Below are 16,464 nucleotides of genomic sequence, written 5' to 3'. Positions count from 1 at the left end.
CACAGGCGGTGCAAGGCTTGAGGGCCCCTTCGCCGGCAAGCCGGCTCCTACGGGAAACTGCGCGGTCTATCTGACAGCTGTAGGAACTGGCTTGCCAGCGAAGGCGCCGGCCCAGGCGATGCAAGACTCAAGGGCCTCTTCGCCGGCAAGCCGGCTCCTACGGGGGGCGGTTATTTGTAGCTTTTCTGCATGATCGCCAGGGACTTCTTCGCCGTGGCTTCCAGGCCGTCGTTGACGTGGTTGATCGCGGCCACCAGCTTCGGGTTCTGCAGCACGTCGACACCGGGGTAACGCTGCTGGGCCAGGCGCGAGACGATGATGTACTGGGTCACCGCGTAATGCAGCTTGAACTGGCCGCTGTCCCGGGCCTTGGCGATGGCCGCTTTGACAAAGGCCTGGCGCTCGGCTGTGGTCATGCCCTGGAACAGGTCGGGGAGATCGAAATGGATCTCGGCGGAGAAAATCGCCACCTCCTCATCCCGCGCCTCGTCATACATCACCTGCTTGCTGGTCACCCGCACCTTCAGCTCGCCAAAGCGCTGTTCGCCTGCGGCCAGCTGCTCAGGGCTCATCTTGCCTTTCAAGGCATCCAACTGGCTGGTGTCTTCGGTGTTGTCGATAACCTTCAGCCAGGCGTAGGCCTTCACCAGATCGCCGGACTCTTCGGCGGCGTCGGCCAGGCTCTGCTGTGGTTCCGGGTTGCCGTGCAGCGCCGAGCGCTCCAGCCAGCGCAGGGCCAGGTCCCGGTCCTTGGGGATGTCCTTGTCGCCGAACCAGTAGGTGGCGTACATGCCGTACTCGGCGCACCAGTCGTTCTGCGAGGCGGAGTAGGCGATGTAGTTGAAGGACTCGCGGTCGCGCTCGGCCTTGGGTTTGTCCGTTTCCTGATCGGTGGTGGTGGACAGGTAGCAGAAGGCCCGGGTGTAGTGCGGCGCGGCCATGGCGAAGCAGCCCTTGGCGTTCTTGTAGTCCTCGATCTCGTTCAGCTTGTAACCGATGCCGTACAGCAGATCGGCCTCCATGGCCGGGTTGCAGTACTCGTTGGCGCTGACCTTGGGCAAGACGCTGTCCAGCGTCAGCTTGGGCAGGGTGTCATTGAGTTCGGGGACTTTCGGTTCGGTGTTTTCCGGAGCCGTGGAGGCGCAGGCCGCCAGCAAGACAGCCAATGCCAGTGGCAGCGCGTTGAACAATTTCAATGGATATTCCCTGATCGGCGAATGAAAAAGGCGCGCATGAAATCAGGCTGGGACGGGAGAAGGACGAGCGTTAGCCATTCCGTGCTTGGGTGTCGACACCAGCGATTCCATGCTGCATGAGCCCTAAGGGCTCAAGGTCGCGCATTCTACTGGGATTGAGAGGGCGTACAACCCAAACCGCGGCATCTGGTTGACCGCGGCAAGGGGCCCTGAGGCCTTGAGCGGGTGACACCTCGGCGACGGCTTCAACAGCGTTAGCGCCGCCGCTCCCGTTATGGCTTGCGCTTGGCCAGAATGATTTTGGCCTTGGCTACGGTGTCTTCCACGCTCAGGTCATCGTCCTCCAGCAAGGCCTGCAGCCCTGGGTCTTGCCACAGGTCCACGGCCGGGCCGGCGCTTTGCACAAGGCGGGAAATCAAGGCGTAGGCCACCAGTTGGCCGCGCGTGTGGAACTTCGGGTAGAGGTCCTGCATGTCCACCAACTGGGCGACGAAAGCATGCCGTTGCTCAGGCGACATGCCCGCGAATACTTCCGGGTAGCTGAAGTACAGATCCCCTGTGCCCAGGGCGATGAGGTCCTGGCGCAGCGCCTGCTCAATCTCCTGTTTCGGCGTGAGTTGACCGAGCAACCGGGTGTAATGCTGCTCGCCTTCGGCCAACTGCTGAGGGCTCATCTTGCGTTTCACCGCTTCGAGTGTTTGGGCGTCATCCAGGGTTCGGGCCCAGGCATAGGCCTGCGGGAAATTATTCTGTTCGCTGTTCCAGCGCACCATCTCCTGTTGCGAGTCCTGGTCGCCGTGCCGAGCGGCGCGTTCCAGCCAGCCCATGGCCAATTCCTTGTTCGGGGGCTGGTCCAGCTTGCCGACGTTATAGATGTCGTACAGGCCAGCTTCCGCGCAGGATTCATTCTGCTTGGCGGCGTAGGCGATGTAGTTGAAGGCTTCGCTTTTGTCATAGTCCTTTTGCCTGGAGCCGACAATCCCGCCCAGGATGCACAGGCTGCCGGTGGAGCGGGGGGCGGCCATGATCAGGCAACTGCGGGCCATTTGGATTGCCTTGCTCGCCAGCAGGGTACGGCTTGAGCCATGCAGCACCTCGTCCTCATTGAACAGTCGGATGCCCAGGCCGACCAGCCGTTCGCTGTCCATCTCCGGCGTGCAGTAGGGGTTGGCCTCGACCTTGGGCAGGATCTGTTCGAGGCTCAAGTCCGGCAGGGAGGCATTGAGTTTTTCGTCCGGTGACGAGGCATTGCAGCCCAGTAGCAAAGCGAACAGGGTCAACGGCAGCGCATGACGACATTTCAATGGGGCAGATCCCTAATCGGCGAATGAACAAAGGTGTGCCGCGCCACCGCTGTAGGCGCTGGCCTGCCAGCGAAGGTGGCCGCAAGGTTTGCACCCGACTTGTGGGCCTCTTCGCCGGCTAGCCGGCTCCTACGGGAGGCACGCAGCACACCCGAAAAACGTGGTAGCTGGCTTGCATGCGTGGGGATCAGAGCTTGGCGCTCAATCCAAAACGCTTCATCAAGCCCTTCTCCAGCAGACCCTTGGGCAACAGGTTGGCCAGCAACGGCAAGGCACGGCTGCCATTGCCCAGGCGCACCAGGCGCGGCGGCTTGTCCTGTTGCACAGCCTTGAGCAAGCCGGCGGCAAATTCGCTGGCCGGGGTCGGCTTGTCCTGGGAGGCCTTGGCCCGGGAGCGGATGCCCTCGCGCAGCGGCCACCAGGGCGATTGTTCGTTGAGCAGCTGTTCGGCTTCATGCCCGGCGTTCTTGGCAAAACTTGAAGCAATGGCCCCGGGCTGCACTTCCATGACCCGGATACCGAACGGTGACAACTCCATGCGCAGGGCATCGCTCAAGGCGTGCACCGCGGCTTTCGACGCGCAATAGGCGCCGGCAAAGGGCGTCACCAGCACCCCAGAGACGCTGCCGATATTCACCACCAGGCCACGGCTGCGGCGCAGTACCTGGAACATCGCCCGGGTCACCCCGACCACCGAGAACACATTGGTTTCGAACTGGCGTTGCATGGCTTGCACGCCGCCATCCAGCAGCGGGCCCATGGCGCCGTAGCCGGCGTTGTTGATCAGCACATCGAGGCCGCCGTACTGCTGGTTGATCTCCTCGCCCAGGGCGCTAAGGGCCAGGCCGTCATTCACGTCCAGTTGCACGGCCTTGAAACCGGCGGCTTGCAGGGTGTTCACGTCCTCGGCTTTGCGAGCGGTGGCGAGCACGGTGAAACCGGCGTTCTTGAAGGTGTCTGCCAGGGCGCGGCCGATGCCGCTGGAACAACCGGTGATCAACGCTACGGGCATGGCGCGGTCCTTGTGCTGGGGTGAGGGGCGGGGCGAATCAGTCGGAGAAACTACCCTGTAAACGCTCGGCGCGAAACTCCAGGGTTTGCGGGCGATAGCCCGGGCGCAGCGGTGGCAGCGGCAGGCAGTCTTCCCAGCTGGCTCCGGCCTGCAACTCGCCGGGGCCACGGTAGCGCGGGGCGCTGTACTGGTTGTCGGCGAGGTTGACCGTATCCCCCGGGGCGTAGGCAGCGACCCGCCAGCGCAGTTCGACCAGGGGCACCTTGTTACCGTTGTTGAGCTTGACCTGCAGTGGGCGGTCGGCGGGGCAGTGTTCCGGCGCGTAGGTCAGGCGCAGCTCCAGGCGCGCCAGTTGCTGGGCTTCGCGGTTGTCCAGCCAGACCACCCAGCAGGCCACCAGGGCCAGGCCGAAAGCGGCAGCGAGGGACACGGGAAGGGCTTTGGCGGGGTAGCGCAGAAGCAGGATCAGCCAGGTGATGACCAGCAGAACGCCGATGAACATGACGCGAGCCTCGGGGAAAAGGAGGGGACATCCTACCTAAGCGTAGGTGGGCTTGGCGATGGAGTAGGGCTAGGACAAATTATTACTCAAGACGATGAAGGTTGATTTTTTGTGGATAACATAAGGTCTCTTATTGGCTTTCTTTGCCTATAATGGATCTTATATTGTCCATAGTTTGAATAATTGATCAGCCGGTCGGAGGCAGACGTATTCTTATGTCGCTTACCCGTTTTATGTACACACCGTCCGAGATTACGGCCGAGATCGGAAAAAACGCGCAGGCCCTCAGGTTGTCAAAAAACCTGTCGCGCAAAACCCTGGCTGAGAAATCCGGGGTGCCGGCCTCGACCATCAAGCGTTTCGAGCTGCAGGGAGCCATTTCCCTCGAGTCGATGGTGCTGATTGCGGCGGCGTTGGATGAACTCGATCCGCTGCTCAAGTTGTTCAAGCCACCTTCGCCAAACACGCTGTTTGAGCTGCAAAACTCCAAACGCCAGAGGGGCACCCGATGACCGAGCCAGGCGTCAAGAAGTACAAGCCGATCGAGGAACTGGGTGTCTTCATGCACGGCCGGCAGGTGGGAGTACTGAGCTGGAATCGCCAGGGCTGCTACTTCACTTATGCCAAGGACTGGTTGAGCCGGGGCTTCAATCTGTCGCCGCAACTGGCCTTCGATGAGAGGCCGCAGCAACCCGATAGCCAATTGTTCCTGGGCATTCATGGGGCCTTCGCCGACTCCCTTCCCGATGGCTGGGGCTTGCTGCTGATGAAGCGTTTTTTCACCGCGGAGTATGGATCGCGGGTCGCCAATGGTCTGACTCAACTCGATCGGCTGGCCTACATCGGCAACCGTGGGATGGGCGCCTTGGAGTACTACCCCATGGCGGAAAAAGTGGAGCGCGAGCCCATCAGCCTTTCACTGCTGTACGAGGCTTCGGTCCAGGTCCAGGTGGGGGAGACGGTTGACGTTCTGAAGGCACTGCGGATTGCCGGTGGCTCGCCAGGTGGCGCAAGGCCCAAGGCCGCCGTTGCCCTTTCGGAAGATCTGGCGCATGTCGTTTCGGCTTTCGACCCCTTACCGGAGGGCTACGGGCACTGGATCGTAAAATTCAGGGCCCTGCAGGAGCCCTGGTCCATGGGCGCGATTGAGTATGCCTACGCCCGCATGGCTCGCGCGGCGGGGGTCGAAATGGCCCATTGCGAGCTGATAACGGTGCCCTCTGAAAAGGGATGGAACGAGCGCTTCTTTGCCAGCCGGCGCTTTGATCGCAGGCACAACGAGAAAGTCCACATGATGACCGCTGCCGGAATTCTGCATGCGGACTTCAGAGTTCCGTGCCTGGACTACAAGGACTTGTTGAGGCTGACATTCGCGCTGACCAGGAGCGCCAAGGAAGTGGAGAAAATGGCCCGGCTCATGGTGTTCAACGGTCTGGCCCATAACTACGACGATCATGCGAAGAACTTCGCCTTCCTCTACGAAGAGGGGCAGGGCGGCCAGGACGGGCAGTGGCTTCTCGCGCCCGCGTATGACCTGACCTTCTCCACCGGCATGGGCGAGCACACTACCGCGTTCGACGGCCAGGGGCGCCCGTCCAGGAAGGCTATCAGGCGCTTGTGCGCGGACTACAAGTTCCTCAAGCCGGATGACTACATTGATCAGACGCTGGAGGCGCTGGGCAACTGGGAAGTGGTGTTTGGCGAAGTGGATGTTCCGGCCGTCGATGGAAAGGAGATATTCGAGACGCTAGAGGATGTTCGCCAACATCTTTAAGAATAAAACCTGGTGAAAAAAGCCCCCCTGGCTAGGAACTCCCCTGTACCCAGCGTGTTGAGGGTTTACTCTCCCGGGCCTCTGTGTTCCGCGCAACTCGCCCATCTCCATCAGCTGTTTTCGAGCCATCCTTAGGTTTGAGCTCACGCATGGGGGCGGATCGGCTAGTCAGGTGTATTTCAGCAAACCTGCGAACTTGATTGGCTAATTCCTGGTCGCGGGATATTCAAAACTAATGTTCGCGAAATGATTTGTAATATTTTATAGGGGCATGCCCTATAAGTTTTTACCCTCCTCGTTTGTCCTGTATTTGATCAAGGCGAAAAACCACGATCGCTTGGAATGCGTTAGTGAAAGTAATAGCGCGCTAGAGCCATATACGGAAATTTGATCAGAGGGTTGCACGATGCCAGACCACTTTATTAGTGTGAGAAACGAAGAGACGCTATCTACAACTTCAAATCCTACACCCGGAATGAATTTTTCAAATCGATCGTCATTTACCATACATGCAGCGAAGGCGGGATCGAGCATGGGTAATAACACGACCAAGACCGGGCATGTTTTTTTAGAGATTGATACGCCTGGCTATCGAGGTTCTATAGGTTTTAGTCCAGGTGAGAAATACGACACCTCACGTGACAATATTTCGCTCAATGATCGAGAGATTTACAAGGAAACAAGTTCCCATCGATTTGAACTTCCTGGTAGTCCGAAGTTTGAGAATATGATGAATATTCTTACGACGCAGGTTAGAGGCTATGCAAGCGGTGCAATAGACCCTGGGGACTACAATCTCTTGTTCAATAACTGCATCCATTTTGTAGAGAAACTGCTTTCAAAAGCGGGTATAGAAATTGATCTGGCCACAACGCCGGATGGGGTGGCCAAGGAAATAAGCAAAGTTCCGGAAAAACTTAAAACCCCACTCCTTATCGATTTGGATGGGAGCGGTATAGCTACCTTGCCAATTGAGCACGGTGTCAAATTCGACTTTGATGGAGAGTCGCATCCTATTAATACCGGGTGGGCAGGTACAAACAGTGGGTTTCTTGTCATGGATAGAAATAATGACGGCATCATAAATGATGGGACAGAGCTTTTCGGAGACCGTACGCCTTTGCCAACCGGTGGAACGGCTGCAGATGGTTTCATTGCACTCGCTGCTCTAGACAGCAATCTTGATGGGTTTATCGACAAGAATGATAGCGCGTGGGCGGATCTGAAGATCTGGCAAGACATCAATAGCAACGGGGTTTCGGAGGCAAGTGAGCTTTACTCATTGATCGACATTGGCTTGAAAAATATTGATCTGTCCTTTACCAGGGATTCAATTTTAGATAAGCACGGAAACATCCACGAATTAAATTCGTCGGTAACCTGGAATGATGGTCGGGTCACGGATATAACAGATGTTTTGTTCAAGGTTTTTGATCCTGAGGAAAGTAATGATCTTTTGAGTTTCATTTCGCAGGACTTTTCGATTGATGTGGTCGGGTCAAGATTCGCTGCTGAAGAGGTTTATTCATGATGAGCCGAACGCCCGTCAGCTGCGCTAGCATTGTCTCTTTATCGTTGCTACTTCTATCCATGCCGGCAGCCTCGGATAATCATATGAAAAATACAGCTTTTACCTTGCCCCCGGCAATTGTTAAGAAATTGGACTATCCGCCGGGTCTGCAAATAAACAATTACCCTAAGGACAGCGAAGAGTTTTCCAATGTGCTCAAGCTCTCCAGCATGGGTAACGCGCACTTCAACTATATTCTTGGCAGGATTTATAGCGACGATAGGCTGGATGAGTCGGAAAAAGACTATAAAACCAGTCTGCTCTATTATGAAAAAGCGATTGGTTTGTATCCGCGCCACCCAGACGCGCTTACAAATCTAGGCGTTCTCTATCAGCGTGGTTTAGGAACAAAAAAAGATATTAATAAAGCAATCGCCTTGTATGAAAGAGCTGCTGAGGTTGGGTCGATTATAGCCTACAATAACTTGAGTGTTATCTACGCTATGGGTAATGAAGTTCCGCAAGATTTCAAAAAAGCAAAAATATATAATCAAAATGCTGCTCATTTGGGTGATGCGCAAAGTATAGAGCTGTTAAAGCATTGGGATTACTATGTTGAGGTGTCTTCAACACAAGATGAGAAAAAAATAGAGCAGATTGCAGAGAAGTATAAAAAGATCGAATCGCAAAAAGTACCGAGTCAATAGGCCGTATTTTATAGTCAATAGTTGAACTGCCCCCTACCTGGAAAGGCAGGGGGCATCGAGATAAATCTGCCCCCTTTTTTGTAATGCATGCTGCAAAATCAACAGGTTTCTTACGTTGTCGGTTCCGTCATTCTATTGCGAGCAACAAGCGCGGAAGACTTGCAGCGACGGCAAGAACCGCAGCTCACGCACATGGCTATTTTCAGCAACTTTCCTGGCGGAGATGGGCAAGGCGCTGATCGATGATGTGGGATTGGGGATGAAGGATGAGGTATTGCAGGCCTGATCGTTGCTTCTTGATCAGGACGTCGAAAGGGCGCTACGTCTTTGTGGGAGGGGGGGTAGTGCTTTTTCTTGCCGCTTGAAGCTCGCCCCTTGCCCCTGCTTCCAAAAAAAATCCCCCTGTCCAAGCGCCTGCGGATAGGGGACGCAGGCGCCTGGAAAGGGGGAGCACAAAGGTCTTGCTGCCAACGACTCCCTGCTTTTACTTGCAGCTTGCCGCTTGAAGCTTACGGCTGCATCTACTCGCAGCTTGCCGCTTGAAACTCGCCGCTGTTACTGAGCGATGGTTTTCACCGAGACGCCACGTTCCACCGGCGTCGAGCGCCCGTAGATATCTTCAAAGCGCTCGATGTCGTCTTCGCCCAAATAGCTGCCCGATTGCACTTCGATGATCTCCAGCGGAATCTTCCCGGGGTTGCGCAGGCGGTGCACCGAGGCAATCGGGATGTAGGTGGACTGGTTCTCGGTGAGCAGGAACACGTTCTCGTCACAGGTGACTTCGGCGGTGCCGCTGACCACGATCCAGTGTTCGGCGCGGTGGTGGTGCATCTGCAACGACAGGCAGGCCCCCGGCTTGACCGAGATGTGCTTGACCTGGAAGCGGCCGCCCATGTCCACGGAGTCGTAGGAGCCCCACGGGCGATAGACTTCGCAGTGGTTCTGGGTTTCGCTGCGGCCCTGTTCGTTGAGGGTGTTGACCATCTGTTTCACCCCTTGGACCTTGTCCTTGTGGGCGATCATCATGGCGTCCTTGGTTTCCACCACGACGATGTTGTCCAGGCCGATCACCGACACCAGTTTGCCGTTGCCGTGGATCATGCAGTTGTGGCTGTCCTGGATCACTACATCGCCTTTGCTGACGTTGCCGTTGGCGTCCTTTTCATGCACGTCCCACAGCGACGACCAGCAACCCACGTCGCTCCAACCGGCGCTCAGGGGCACCACGCAGGCGCGCTGGGTTTTTTCCATCACCGCGTAGTCGATGGAGTTGTCCGGGCAGCAGGCGAAGGTGGCTTCGTCGATGGTCACGGTGTCCGCGTCCTGCTGGCTGCGTTCCAGGGTCAGCAGGCAGGTGTCGTAGATGTCCGGGTCGTGTTTCTTCAGCTCTTCGAGGAAGCGGCTGGCGCGGAACAGGAACATGCCGCTGTTCCAGAAGTAGCCGCCGGCCTCGACGAATTCGGTGGCGCGCTTGACGTCGGGTTTCTCGACGAAGTGCGAGACCCGGCTCACGCCTTCCGGCAGCAGCGCGTCGTTGCTGGACTTGATGTAGCCGTAGCCGGTTTCCGGTTTGGTTGCCGGGACGCCGAACAGCACCATCTCGCCACGCTCGGCGGCCACGGTGGCCAGGGCCAGGGCCCGTTGCAGGGCTTTCTGGTCGTCCAGGACGTGGTCGGCGGGCAGCACCAGCATCAGTTCATCGCGGCCTTCGTTGACCAGCATCATCGCGGTCAGGGCCACGGCGGGCGCGGTGTTGCGGCCGAAGGGCTCCATGAGGATGCGCTGGGATTCGAGTTTGCGCGTTGCCAACTGCTCGTTGACGATGAAGCGGTGGTCCTTGTTGCAGACCACGATGGGGGTGTCCATGCCTTCGAACACCAGGCGCTCCAGGGTTTGCTGGAACAGCGTGTGTTCGCCGGTCAGGGCGAGGAATTGCTTGGGGAATTGCTTGCGCGAAAGCGGCCAAAGACGTGAGCCGCTACCACCTGACAAGATCACCGGAATCATGTTGTTACTCCTTCAAACATCGTATGGGTTAGAGCTACTGCGTTCTGTCGTTTCACTCTTGTTTTTGTTTGGTGCCCGGATGCCTTGCCTGCCCCCTTGCCTGCCCCTTGTAGGAGCCGGCTTGCCGGCGAAGGGGCCTTTGAGCCTTGTGCCAGGCTTGAGGACGCCTTCGCTGGCAAGCCAGCTCCTACACAGGGGGCGCGGCGTGCATCCGGAAATTCGTTAGCGGGTCGACACTGGGCGCTTGACCCAGACTGGCGACAGGCTGCTGCCGTTGCCGGTGACGTAGAGCACCGCCGCTTCGCCGCGCTCCAGGGCCACGGGCTTAAGGTCGCTGACTTTTTTCTCACCGTCGTACAGGGCGAAGCTGACCTTCACCGGGTTGATTTCGCGCTCGCCGCGGCCTTTGGCGGCCACGGCCTTGACCACGTCGGTCTTGCCGTCGGCGGTCTTCAGGGTCAGGGCCTTGTCGCTGAGGTTCTGCACCCGCACCAGGGACTTCTGCTTGTTCTTGAACGGCGGCTCTTCGATCAGTTGTGGCTGGCCGCTGGCGTTGTTGACCAGGGTGTAATAGTGATCGGCGGCGAGTTTCACCGGCACGGTCTGGCTGCCCACTTTGGCGCTGTAGTCGCCACCGGGCATGAAGCTGAAGTCACTGCTGGCCAGGGGCGCGACGTCGTTGACGTTGGTGCTGCCCACCGTGGCGCTGACTTCGCTGTTGCTGGCGTTGTACAGGCGCACGAAGGTCGAGCCCTTGGGCGCGGTGGGGCCGTACAGGGCGGCATCGCCACCGGCGAATACCGGAGCTGATAGCAGGCCCAGGCCCGCGGCCAATACGGCAGCTTTCAGGGATTTGGCAGCGAGACGACGAGGAGTAGTAGTGAAAGTCATGAGTGTTACCTCTTTTCAGTTTTGCGCCCGGTCGGGCGTCTCGGATTTGTTGAGTACAGCTACGTTCTGTTGGCGAGCACCGGCTTGCTTGAGCTCTGCGACCCACTGCGGGTCGGCGTCGCCGATTTCGTTGTTCACAGGCAGATAGCGTTCAGGGAATTCCCAGATCAGCACCTGGGGCGGGTTGTTCTTGAAGTCGTCGCTTTTCAGGTAGCTGAGCATCGGCAGGATCGGGCCGTGGCCGTCTTCGGCGTAGCTCAGCACGTCGCTGTGCAGGGCCTGTTTCAGGGCGCCGACGAAGTTCCAGCTGGGGTTGGCGCTGTAGCTGGTGCCCACCAGGGTCACCGGTACTTCGCGGTCGGCAAACAGCGCGTCGTCGGCGGCCGGCTGCTCTTCGCTGGCCCGGGTCACGCGCTTTTGCAGGGGCTCTTCGGCCGGCATCAGGTTTTCGAACAGCGGGTCCAGGGGCAGGAAGCGGCGCAGGTCGCCCTTGTGTTCCACGGTCTCTTGGGTCTCGGTGACGAAGCGCTGTGGCTGACCGCTGAGCGGGGTCTTGGCGGCGATGGTCAGGGCCAGTTGGCGGGCGACGATCTCGGCGCCGGCGGGGGTCCAGTGGGTGTCGGTGCGCAGGAACACTTGCTGGCCCTGTTGCTTGGCCTGTTGCAGGGGCCCCAGCAGGTCGGGGGCGAGGATCTTGTCGGCGGCGACCCGGGCGTGGAAGTCCTGGTAGAGGTTGGCGTGGATCCGCGCCGGGCGCACCTCGTCCAGGTGTTCCGGGTACAGGCGCACCTTGGCCGGGACGATCGCCATCACCAGTTTCACCCCGTGCGCCTTCAAGGTCTGGCGCACGCCTTCCACCAGGGCGTAGTTGCCCTGCAGGTTGAGCTCCTCGTTGACCACCGGGTTGAACTCTTCATCGCTGTACAGCCACTGATCGCGGCCCAGCACCACACCAGGGCGGCCTTCGTTGAACAGCTTGAAGTCCAGGGCGGCCCAGAGGTTGGTGCCCAGGCGCTTGATCGGAAACTCTTCGTCGTAGTGAGTTTCCACAGCCTTGGTCCAGCGCCCGTTGAGCACCGTGGCCTCGGCGTTGGTGCTGAAGCCGAAGAAGCTGCGCACCGACCACAGGCCCAGGACCGTCAGGGTCAGCAGGAACAGGGCGATGTAGAACAGACGTAATGAGCGGGTCATGTCAGATCCCTCAGAACTGGAAGTAAAGGAACGGCGAGAAGCTTTGCGCCGAAAGTTTGAGAATCGAGGCGATGAACAGCAGCAGCACCAGGCCCCGCATCACGTAGCGCGACCAGTCGGTGGTCCAGTAGGCCGGTTGCACCTGGGCCTCGGTGCCCACGGTGTAGCCCGGTTGATGGATGCTGCCGGGGTTGTCGCCGGGTACGGCCTTGATCAGCCCCGGTTGTGCGCCGGCCGGGCCGTCCGCTTCGCTGTCTGGTTCAGGCTTGGCCTTGTTCGCTGGCGGGTTGCGGTAGAGGTCGCGCAGGCCGAAGAACGCCAGAGTGGCGTAGGCCAGGACCAGGGTCGCCACTTGCAGGCCGGTGAGGCTGGCGCGGTTGAGTTCGGACAGCGACCAGTCGCCAAAGCTGAACATGGCGCCGTACATGCGCCCGGCCACGTGCAGGTTTTCGGCACGGAAGATCACCCAGCCCATGACCACCAGGAGGAAGGTCAGGGCCCAGCGGATCGGGTTCAGGCTGCGTGGGGTGGTGTTGATGCCCAGGGCTTTTTCGATGGCCAGCCACATGCCGTGCCAGGCGCCCCAGACGATGTAGGTGATGTTCGCACCGTGCCACAGGCCACCGAGCAGCATGGTCAGGAACAGGTTGCGGTAAGTCATCAACGTGCCTTTGCGGTTGCCGCCCAGGGTGATGTACAGGTAGTCGCGCAGCCAGGTGGACAGGCTGATGTGCCAGCGCCGCCAGAACTCGGTGATCGACTGGCTGATGTAGGGCTGCTTGAAGTTTTCCATGAAGCGAAAACCCATCATCAACCCCAAGCCGATGGCCATGTCGCTGTAACCGGAGAAGTCGAAGTACAGCTGCGCGGTGTAGGCCAGGGCGCCCAGCCAGGCATCGCCCGTGGTGGGGTTTTGCAGGGCGAAGCAATGGTCGGCGACCACCGCCAGGGTGTCGGCGATAAACACCTTCTTGATGAAGCCCTGCATGAAGCGGGTGCAGCCTTCGGAGAACTTGTCCAGGGTGTGGGTGCGGTTGTTGAACTGCTCCGCCAGGTCGCGAAAGCGCAGGACCGGGCCGGCGATCAGGTGTGGGAAGATCGCCACGAACGCCGCGAAGTCGATGAGGTTGCGCGTGGCCGGGGTGTCGCCGCGATAGACGTCGATGATGTAGCTGATGGACTCGAAGATGTAGAACGAGATCCCGATCGGCAACAGGATGTGGGTCAGGATGAACGGTTCCAGACCGTAGGAGGTCATGATCGCGTTGATGCTGTCCACGCCGAAGTTGGCGTATTTGAAGTAGCCGAGGATGCACAGGTCGACGCCGACGCCGAGCAGCAGCCAGCGTTGGGCGGGTTTGGTCCGGACCCCAGCCGCACCGACTTTCAGGCCGATCCAGTAGTTCCACAGGGTGACGCCGGCGAACAGCGCCAGGAAGTCCACCCGCCACCAGGCATAGAACACATAACTGGCGATCAGCAGCAGCAAGTTGCGATAGCGTTGCCCGCTCAAGTAGTACAAGCCGAGAAAGATCGGCAAGAACAGAAACAGGAACACATTGGATGAAAAAACCATCCCGATCTCTCCGTGTTTAACCAATAGTCAGAGGCCGGAGCCCCCCCAAACCCCCCCGTGAAAAACCGGGGAAGCGGTACTGCGTGTAGCGCGACCTCTGTAGGAGCCGGCTTGCCGGCGATGGCGGTCTTGAGAGCGAAGACGTCCTTGAGGGCCCCTTCGCTGGCAAGCCAGCTCCTACGGTGGGTTGTTCCCATGTGCAGCGTGGGAACGATTCGAATCAGGAGCCTTTTTCGTGGGCCGGGTCGTAGACCTTGGTCAGGTCGCCCCCCAGGCGGAAGGTCTTGAACGGCTGCATCTTGTGTTTGCGCTCCAATACATCCGGGGCGCAGGTGTAGAGGCTGCAGAAGGGTTCGAGCCAGGCGAATTTCGAGTCGACCTTGAGGTCGGTCATGTCCTGCTGCTTACCGTTCTTCTTCTCGAAGTCGTCCGGGTCTTTCACCCCAGCCAGCACTCGGTCACCCAAGCGCTTGAGGGCGCTGTTGTTTTCCTGGCGCAGATCCACGCCATTGACCTGGGCGAAGCTGGCGATCATCGCCAACGGCGGCAGGGCGTAGTTGTGGTAGGCCAGGGCGCGCTGCTGACGCTTGAGTTCGTTGGGCAGAAAGCCGTCGGCGTCGATCTGGTTGGCGCCGACCTTGTATTCCTTTACGGCCCAGTCGAACAGGTCGCGGCGGTTGGTGGCGATGGAGGTCGCCATCACTGACCAGGCGGCCCAGTAGGAGTGGTTGTTGGTCTTGTCCAGGGGCAGGTTGTCCCAGTCGCTGACCACCTGATCGGCCATCTTGCTGAACCAGGCCTCAATCTTCTGTGCCTGTTCCTGATGGGTGGCCAGGGGATGGGAGTCGGAGAATTTCAGCCGCAGGTAGGCCGAAGCCATGCTGCCCAGGGCCCATTTGCGCATGGACTTGCCGGTGTGGTTGAAGTCCTTGGACATCAGCGCGTCGGCCTGGGCCCAGGCACTGAGCCAGCTCAGGGTGCAGTCCAGCTGTTGCGGGCGGCCGTCACGCATGAACTGCATGACCCTTTTGCTGGTGCCGCGCTCGATCTTGGTGATGTCCGCGGTGGTGTCGCGAAAGGCCTGTTCGGACTGGGTATTCAGGGTTGCCCGGGCCTTGTCCGAGCCTTCGTACTTGCTGCGAAATTGCAGGGCGCCGGTGTAGGGCGCCGGCATGGCGTCGCAGCCTTCGCTGTCGTCACCGCTCTTGAACTTGTCCACCGGGGCGTAATAGCCCTGGGGTGGACGCAGCGGCGCGGCGGCCTGGGCGCTGCCGGCGAGGATGGCCAGGCCCAGCAGGCTGGGCATCAGCAAGTGTTTCAAGGATGTGCTTTGCATAGGAAACCTCATTGCCCGATCTGCGCGGTGCGTTGCTCGGCGCCCGGGAATACGTTGCGTTTGCAAATTTTCGCTTCGACCTTCTGCCCGGCAGTGCCCGCTTCCGGGCCCTGGATTTCCACCGCCAGCAGGTTCTGCATGGCCCAGTCTTCGTCAGTGCGCAGTTCGAAGGCGAAGCGTCCGTCGGTGTCGGATGTTTCCGGCTTTTCGATCTTGATGTCCTCGTGGCGCCCGTTCATGTACCAGAGGGTGGCTTGCAGGGTTTTCACCGAAGGGTCGGCGAAGCGGATGTCGACCTGATGGCCGCTGTTGCGCAGGTCCAGGTTCTTGCTGTTGACCAGCAGTTCGTTCTTGCCCGGCTTGAGGGTGGTGCTGCCGGTCATCTGCGCATCCTTGCCCTCGCAGCCGTTGTCCAGCAGGGCCATCATCTGTCGGTAGATGGTTTCCTGATCCAGGCGGTACAGCGGCGAGAACTCCCAGATCAGGATCTTCGGCGGGCTCTTCTGGAATTCCTCGCTGCCCAGGTACTGCAACATCGAGCCTTCCAGGCCGCCGCCGGGGAAGGCCACGTTGAGGATGTCGGCGCCGATGGACTCTTCCAGGAAGCCGGCGAAGTTGTAGTTCTTGCCACTGTGGCTGGTGCCCACCAGGGTGATTTGCGGGTTGCCGGAATCACCGAACAGGTCGCCGTCCGCCGCTTCGCCCTTGGGCTCGGTGGTGAACTGGTCCATGTACTGGATTGCGTAGCTGGTGCCGCACAGTTGCCCGGCCATGTTGTGCAGGGTGCCGGTCTTGCCCATGCGCCCGGACTTGTGGGTCTCGAATTCACGCCGTGGAATGTCGGCGAAGGCCGGCAGTTGCTTGACCTTGTCGGCGACGATCCTGGCGGTGCGTTGGGCGCCGTAAGGCGTCCAGTGCTGGTCGCCGCGGAAGTAGAAGTCGTGGGCCGGCAGGGTGTCCGGCAGTTGTTCGTTGGTCAGCGGCGACAGGTCCGGCACCACGTAGCCCATTTGGGCGAAGCGCCCGAGCATGGCTTTGTAGTTGGTCAGGGCCTTGTCGTAGTCGAAGCGGGCCTTTTGCGCCGGGTTGAGCTTGTTGCGGTTCACCAGGCCACGGGTCGGCTGATAGACCACCACCAGCTCCACGCCCTTGCTCTTGAAAGCTTCGTGCAACTGCTTGAGGCGACGGTAGCCTTCCGGGGTGGTGTTGAATTCGGTGCGCAGGTCTTCCTGGGTGCGGAACAGCCAGTCGCCCTGGGCTTGCACCAGGGTGGTGAAGTTCTGCTGGTAGCGGGTGGTGTAGTTCTTCGCATCATGGGCGGCCGGGCACAGGTTGCAGCACGGCTCGGCGGTGAAGTTCGGCGCCTGGGGCTCATCGGCGCGGGCGCCGGCGCTGGCGGCGAGAATGCCGGCGGTCAGCGCCGACAGGCTCAACAGTTTGATCAGGTGTGGGGGCATG

General features: G+C 59.6%; 15 protein-coding genes. 5 read left to right on the top strand and 10 right to left on the bottom strand.

Translation table 11 applies throughout. The features are described from left to right. Window positions 1-170: 170 nt before the first annotated feature. The 4 genes from FW796_RS03635 to FW796_RS03620 all read right to left on the bottom strand — a co-directional run bounded on the left by FW796_RS03635 (window position 171) and on the right by FW796_RS03620 (window position 4,014). Window positions 171-1,196 (bottom strand): sel1 repeat family protein, encoded by a 1,026-nt coding sequence (locus FW796_RS03635; RefSeq protein WP_346633556.1) that lies wholly within the window; start codon window positions 1,194-1,196, stop codon window positions 171-173. A 272-nt stretch (window positions 1,197-1,468) separates the two neighbouring features. Further along, a complete protein-coding gene (locus FW796_RS03630; RefSeq protein ID WP_446439029.1) occupies window positions 1,469-2,500 on the bottom strand; it encodes a sel1 repeat family protein in 1,032 nt (343 codons plus the stop codon). A 187-nt stretch (window positions 2,501-2,687) separates the two neighbouring features. Continuing rightward, a complete protein-coding gene (locus tag FW796_RS03625; RefSeq protein WP_446439028.1) occupies window positions 2,688-3,512 on the bottom strand; it encodes an SDR family oxidoreductase in 825 nt (274 codons plus the stop codon). Between the two features lie 37 nt (window positions 3,513-3,549). Then, window positions 3,550-4,014 (bottom strand): multidrug transporter, encoded by a 465-nt coding sequence (locus FW796_RS03620; RefSeq protein ID WP_346633553.1) that lies wholly within the window; start codon window positions 4,012-4,014, stop codon window positions 3,550-3,552. 215 nt (window positions 4,015-4,229) lie between these two features. Between FW796_RS03620 and FW796_RS03615 the strand changes: the two genes are divergently transcribed. From FW796_RS03615 to FW796_RS03595, 5 genes are all read left to right on the top strand, one after another. Further along, a complete protein-coding gene (locus FW796_RS03615; RefSeq protein ID WP_072451362.1) occupies window positions 4,230-4,526 on the top strand; it encodes a helix-turn-helix domain-containing protein in 297 nt (98 codons plus the stop codon). Next, complete coding sequence (locus tag FW796_RS03610; protein ID WP_446439027.1) at window positions 4,523-5,788, top strand: type II toxin-antitoxin system HipA family toxin; 1,266 nt, start codon at window positions 4,523-4,525, stop codon at window positions 5,786-5,788. Before FW796_RS03615 ends, FW796_RS03610 begins: the two co-directional genes overlap by 4 nt. A 532-nt stretch (window positions 5,789-6,320) precedes the next feature. Beyond that, on the top strand, window positions 6,321-7,319 hold the full coding sequence (locus FW796_RS03605) for a hypothetical protein (protein ID WP_346633551.1): 999 nt from the start codon (window positions 6,321-6,323) through the stop codon (window positions 7,317-7,319). Between the two features lie 83 nt (window positions 7,320-7,402). Beyond that, window positions 7,403-8,005 carry a tetratricopeptide repeat protein gene (locus FW796_RS03600; RefSeq protein ID WP_446439026.1) on the top strand — a complete coding sequence of 201 codons (603 nt, stop codon included), beginning with the start codon at window positions 7,403-7,405 and terminating at the stop codon, window positions 8,003-8,005. A gap of 115 nt (window positions 8,006-8,120) precedes the next feature. Then, window positions 8,121-8,291 (top strand): DUF3077 domain-containing protein, encoded by a 171-nt coding sequence (locus tag FW796_RS03595; RefSeq protein ID WP_404938271.1) that lies wholly within the window; start codon window positions 8,121-8,123, stop codon window positions 8,289-8,291. 269 nt (window positions 8,292-8,560) lie between these two features. Here FW796_RS03595 and FW796_RS03590 read toward each other — a convergent pair whose 3' ends face one another. The 6 genes from FW796_RS03590 to FW796_RS03565 all read right to left on the bottom strand — a co-directional run bounded on the left by FW796_RS03590 (window position 8,561) and on the right by FW796_RS03565 (window position 16,463). Further along, window positions 8,561-10,012 (bottom strand): mannose-1-phosphate guanylyltransferase/mannose-6-phosphate isomerase, encoded by a 1,452-nt coding sequence (locus tag FW796_RS03590; RefSeq protein ID WP_346633548.1) that lies wholly within the window; start codon window positions 10,010-10,012, stop codon window positions 8,561-8,563. A 222-nt stretch (window positions 10,013-10,234) separates the two neighbouring features. Beyond that, window positions 10,235-10,903: an alginate O-acetyltransferase AlgF gene (locus tag FW796_RS03585; RefSeq protein ID WP_446439025.1), complete on the bottom strand. Its 669-nt coding sequence runs from the start codon at window positions 10,901-10,903 to the stop codon at window positions 10,235-10,237. Window positions 10,904-10,918: 15 nt separating this feature from the next. Then, a complete protein-coding gene (locus FW796_RS03580) occupies window positions 10,919-12,094 on the bottom strand; it encodes an alginate O-acetyltransferase (protein WP_346633546.1) in 1,176 nt (391 codons plus the stop codon). Window positions 12,095-12,104: 10 nt separating this feature from the next. After that, entirely contained in the window at window positions 12,105-13,670 is a 1,566-nt protein-coding gene (locus FW796_RS03575) for an MBOAT family O-acyltransferase (RefSeq protein WP_446439024.1), read from the bottom strand. A 220-nt stretch (window positions 13,671-13,890) separates the two neighbouring features. After that, window positions 13,891-15,006, bottom strand: a complete 1,116-nt coding sequence (locus FW796_RS03570; protein ID WP_446439023.1) for a mannuronate-specific alginate lyase — start codon at window positions 15,004-15,006, stop codon at window positions 13,891-13,893. 8 nt (window positions 15,007-15,014) lie between these two features. Further along, window positions 15,015-16,463, bottom strand: a complete 1,449-nt coding sequence (locus FW796_RS03565) for an alginate O-acetyltransferase (RefSeq protein WP_446439022.1) — start codon at window positions 16,461-16,463, stop codon at window positions 15,015-15,017. Window position 16,464: the final 1 nt, after the last annotated feature.

Source organism: Pseudomonas sp. 910_21, from assembly GCF_052850735.1.
The sequence above is the reverse complement of the archived record's forward strand: the minus strand, read 5'-3'. Positions and strand labels throughout refer to the sequence as shown.

Bases quoted from the DNA above. Each gene is read 5' to 3' on its own strand.
- FW796_RS03620 (WP_346633553.1), bottom strand. From the start codon at position 4,014: ATGTTCATCGGCGTTCTGCTGGTCATCACCTGGCTGATCCTGCTTCTG.
- FW796_RS03615 (WP_072451362.1), top strand. From the start codon at position 4,230: ATGTCGCTTACCCGTTTTATGTACACACCGTCCGAGATTACGGCCGAG.
- FW796_RS03625 (WP_446439028.1), bottom strand. From the start codon at position 3,512: ATGCCCGTAGCGTTGATCACCGGTTGTTCCAGCGGCATCGGCCGCGCC.
- FW796_RS03585 (WP_446439025.1), bottom strand. From the start codon at position 10,903: ATGACTTTCACTACTACTCCTCGTCGTCTCGCTGCCAAATCCCTGAAA.
- FW796_RS03565 (WP_446439022.1), bottom strand. From the start codon at position 16,463: ATGCCCCCACACCTGATCAAACTGTTGAGCCTGTCGGCGCTGACCGCC.
- FW796_RS03600 (WP_446439026.1), top strand. From the start codon at position 7,403: ATGAAAAATACAGCTTTTACCTTGCCCCCGGCAATTGTTAAGAAATTG.
- FW796_RS03570 (WP_446439023.1), bottom strand. From the start codon at position 15,006: ATGCAAAGCACATCCTTGAAACACTTGCTGATGCCCAGCCTGCTGGGC.
- FW796_RS03580 (WP_346633546.1), bottom strand. From the start codon at position 12,094: ATGACCCGCTCATTACGTCTGTTCTACATCGCCCTGTTCCTGCTGACC.
- FW796_RS03605 (WP_346633551.1), top strand. From the start codon at position 6,321: ATGGGTAATAACACGACCAAGACCGGGCATGTTTTTTTAGAGATTGAT.
- FW796_RS03575 (WP_446439024.1), bottom strand. From the start codon at position 13,670: ATGGTTTTTTCATCCAATGTGTTCCTGTTTCTGTTCTTGCCGATCTTT.
- FW796_RS03590 (WP_346633548.1), bottom strand. From the start codon at position 10,012: ATGATTCCGGTGATCTTGTCAGGTGGTAGCGGCTCACGTCTTTGGCCG.
- FW796_RS03610 (WP_446439027.1), top strand. From the start codon at position 4,523: ATGACCGAGCCAGGCGTCAAGAAGTACAAGCCGATCGAGGAACTGGGT.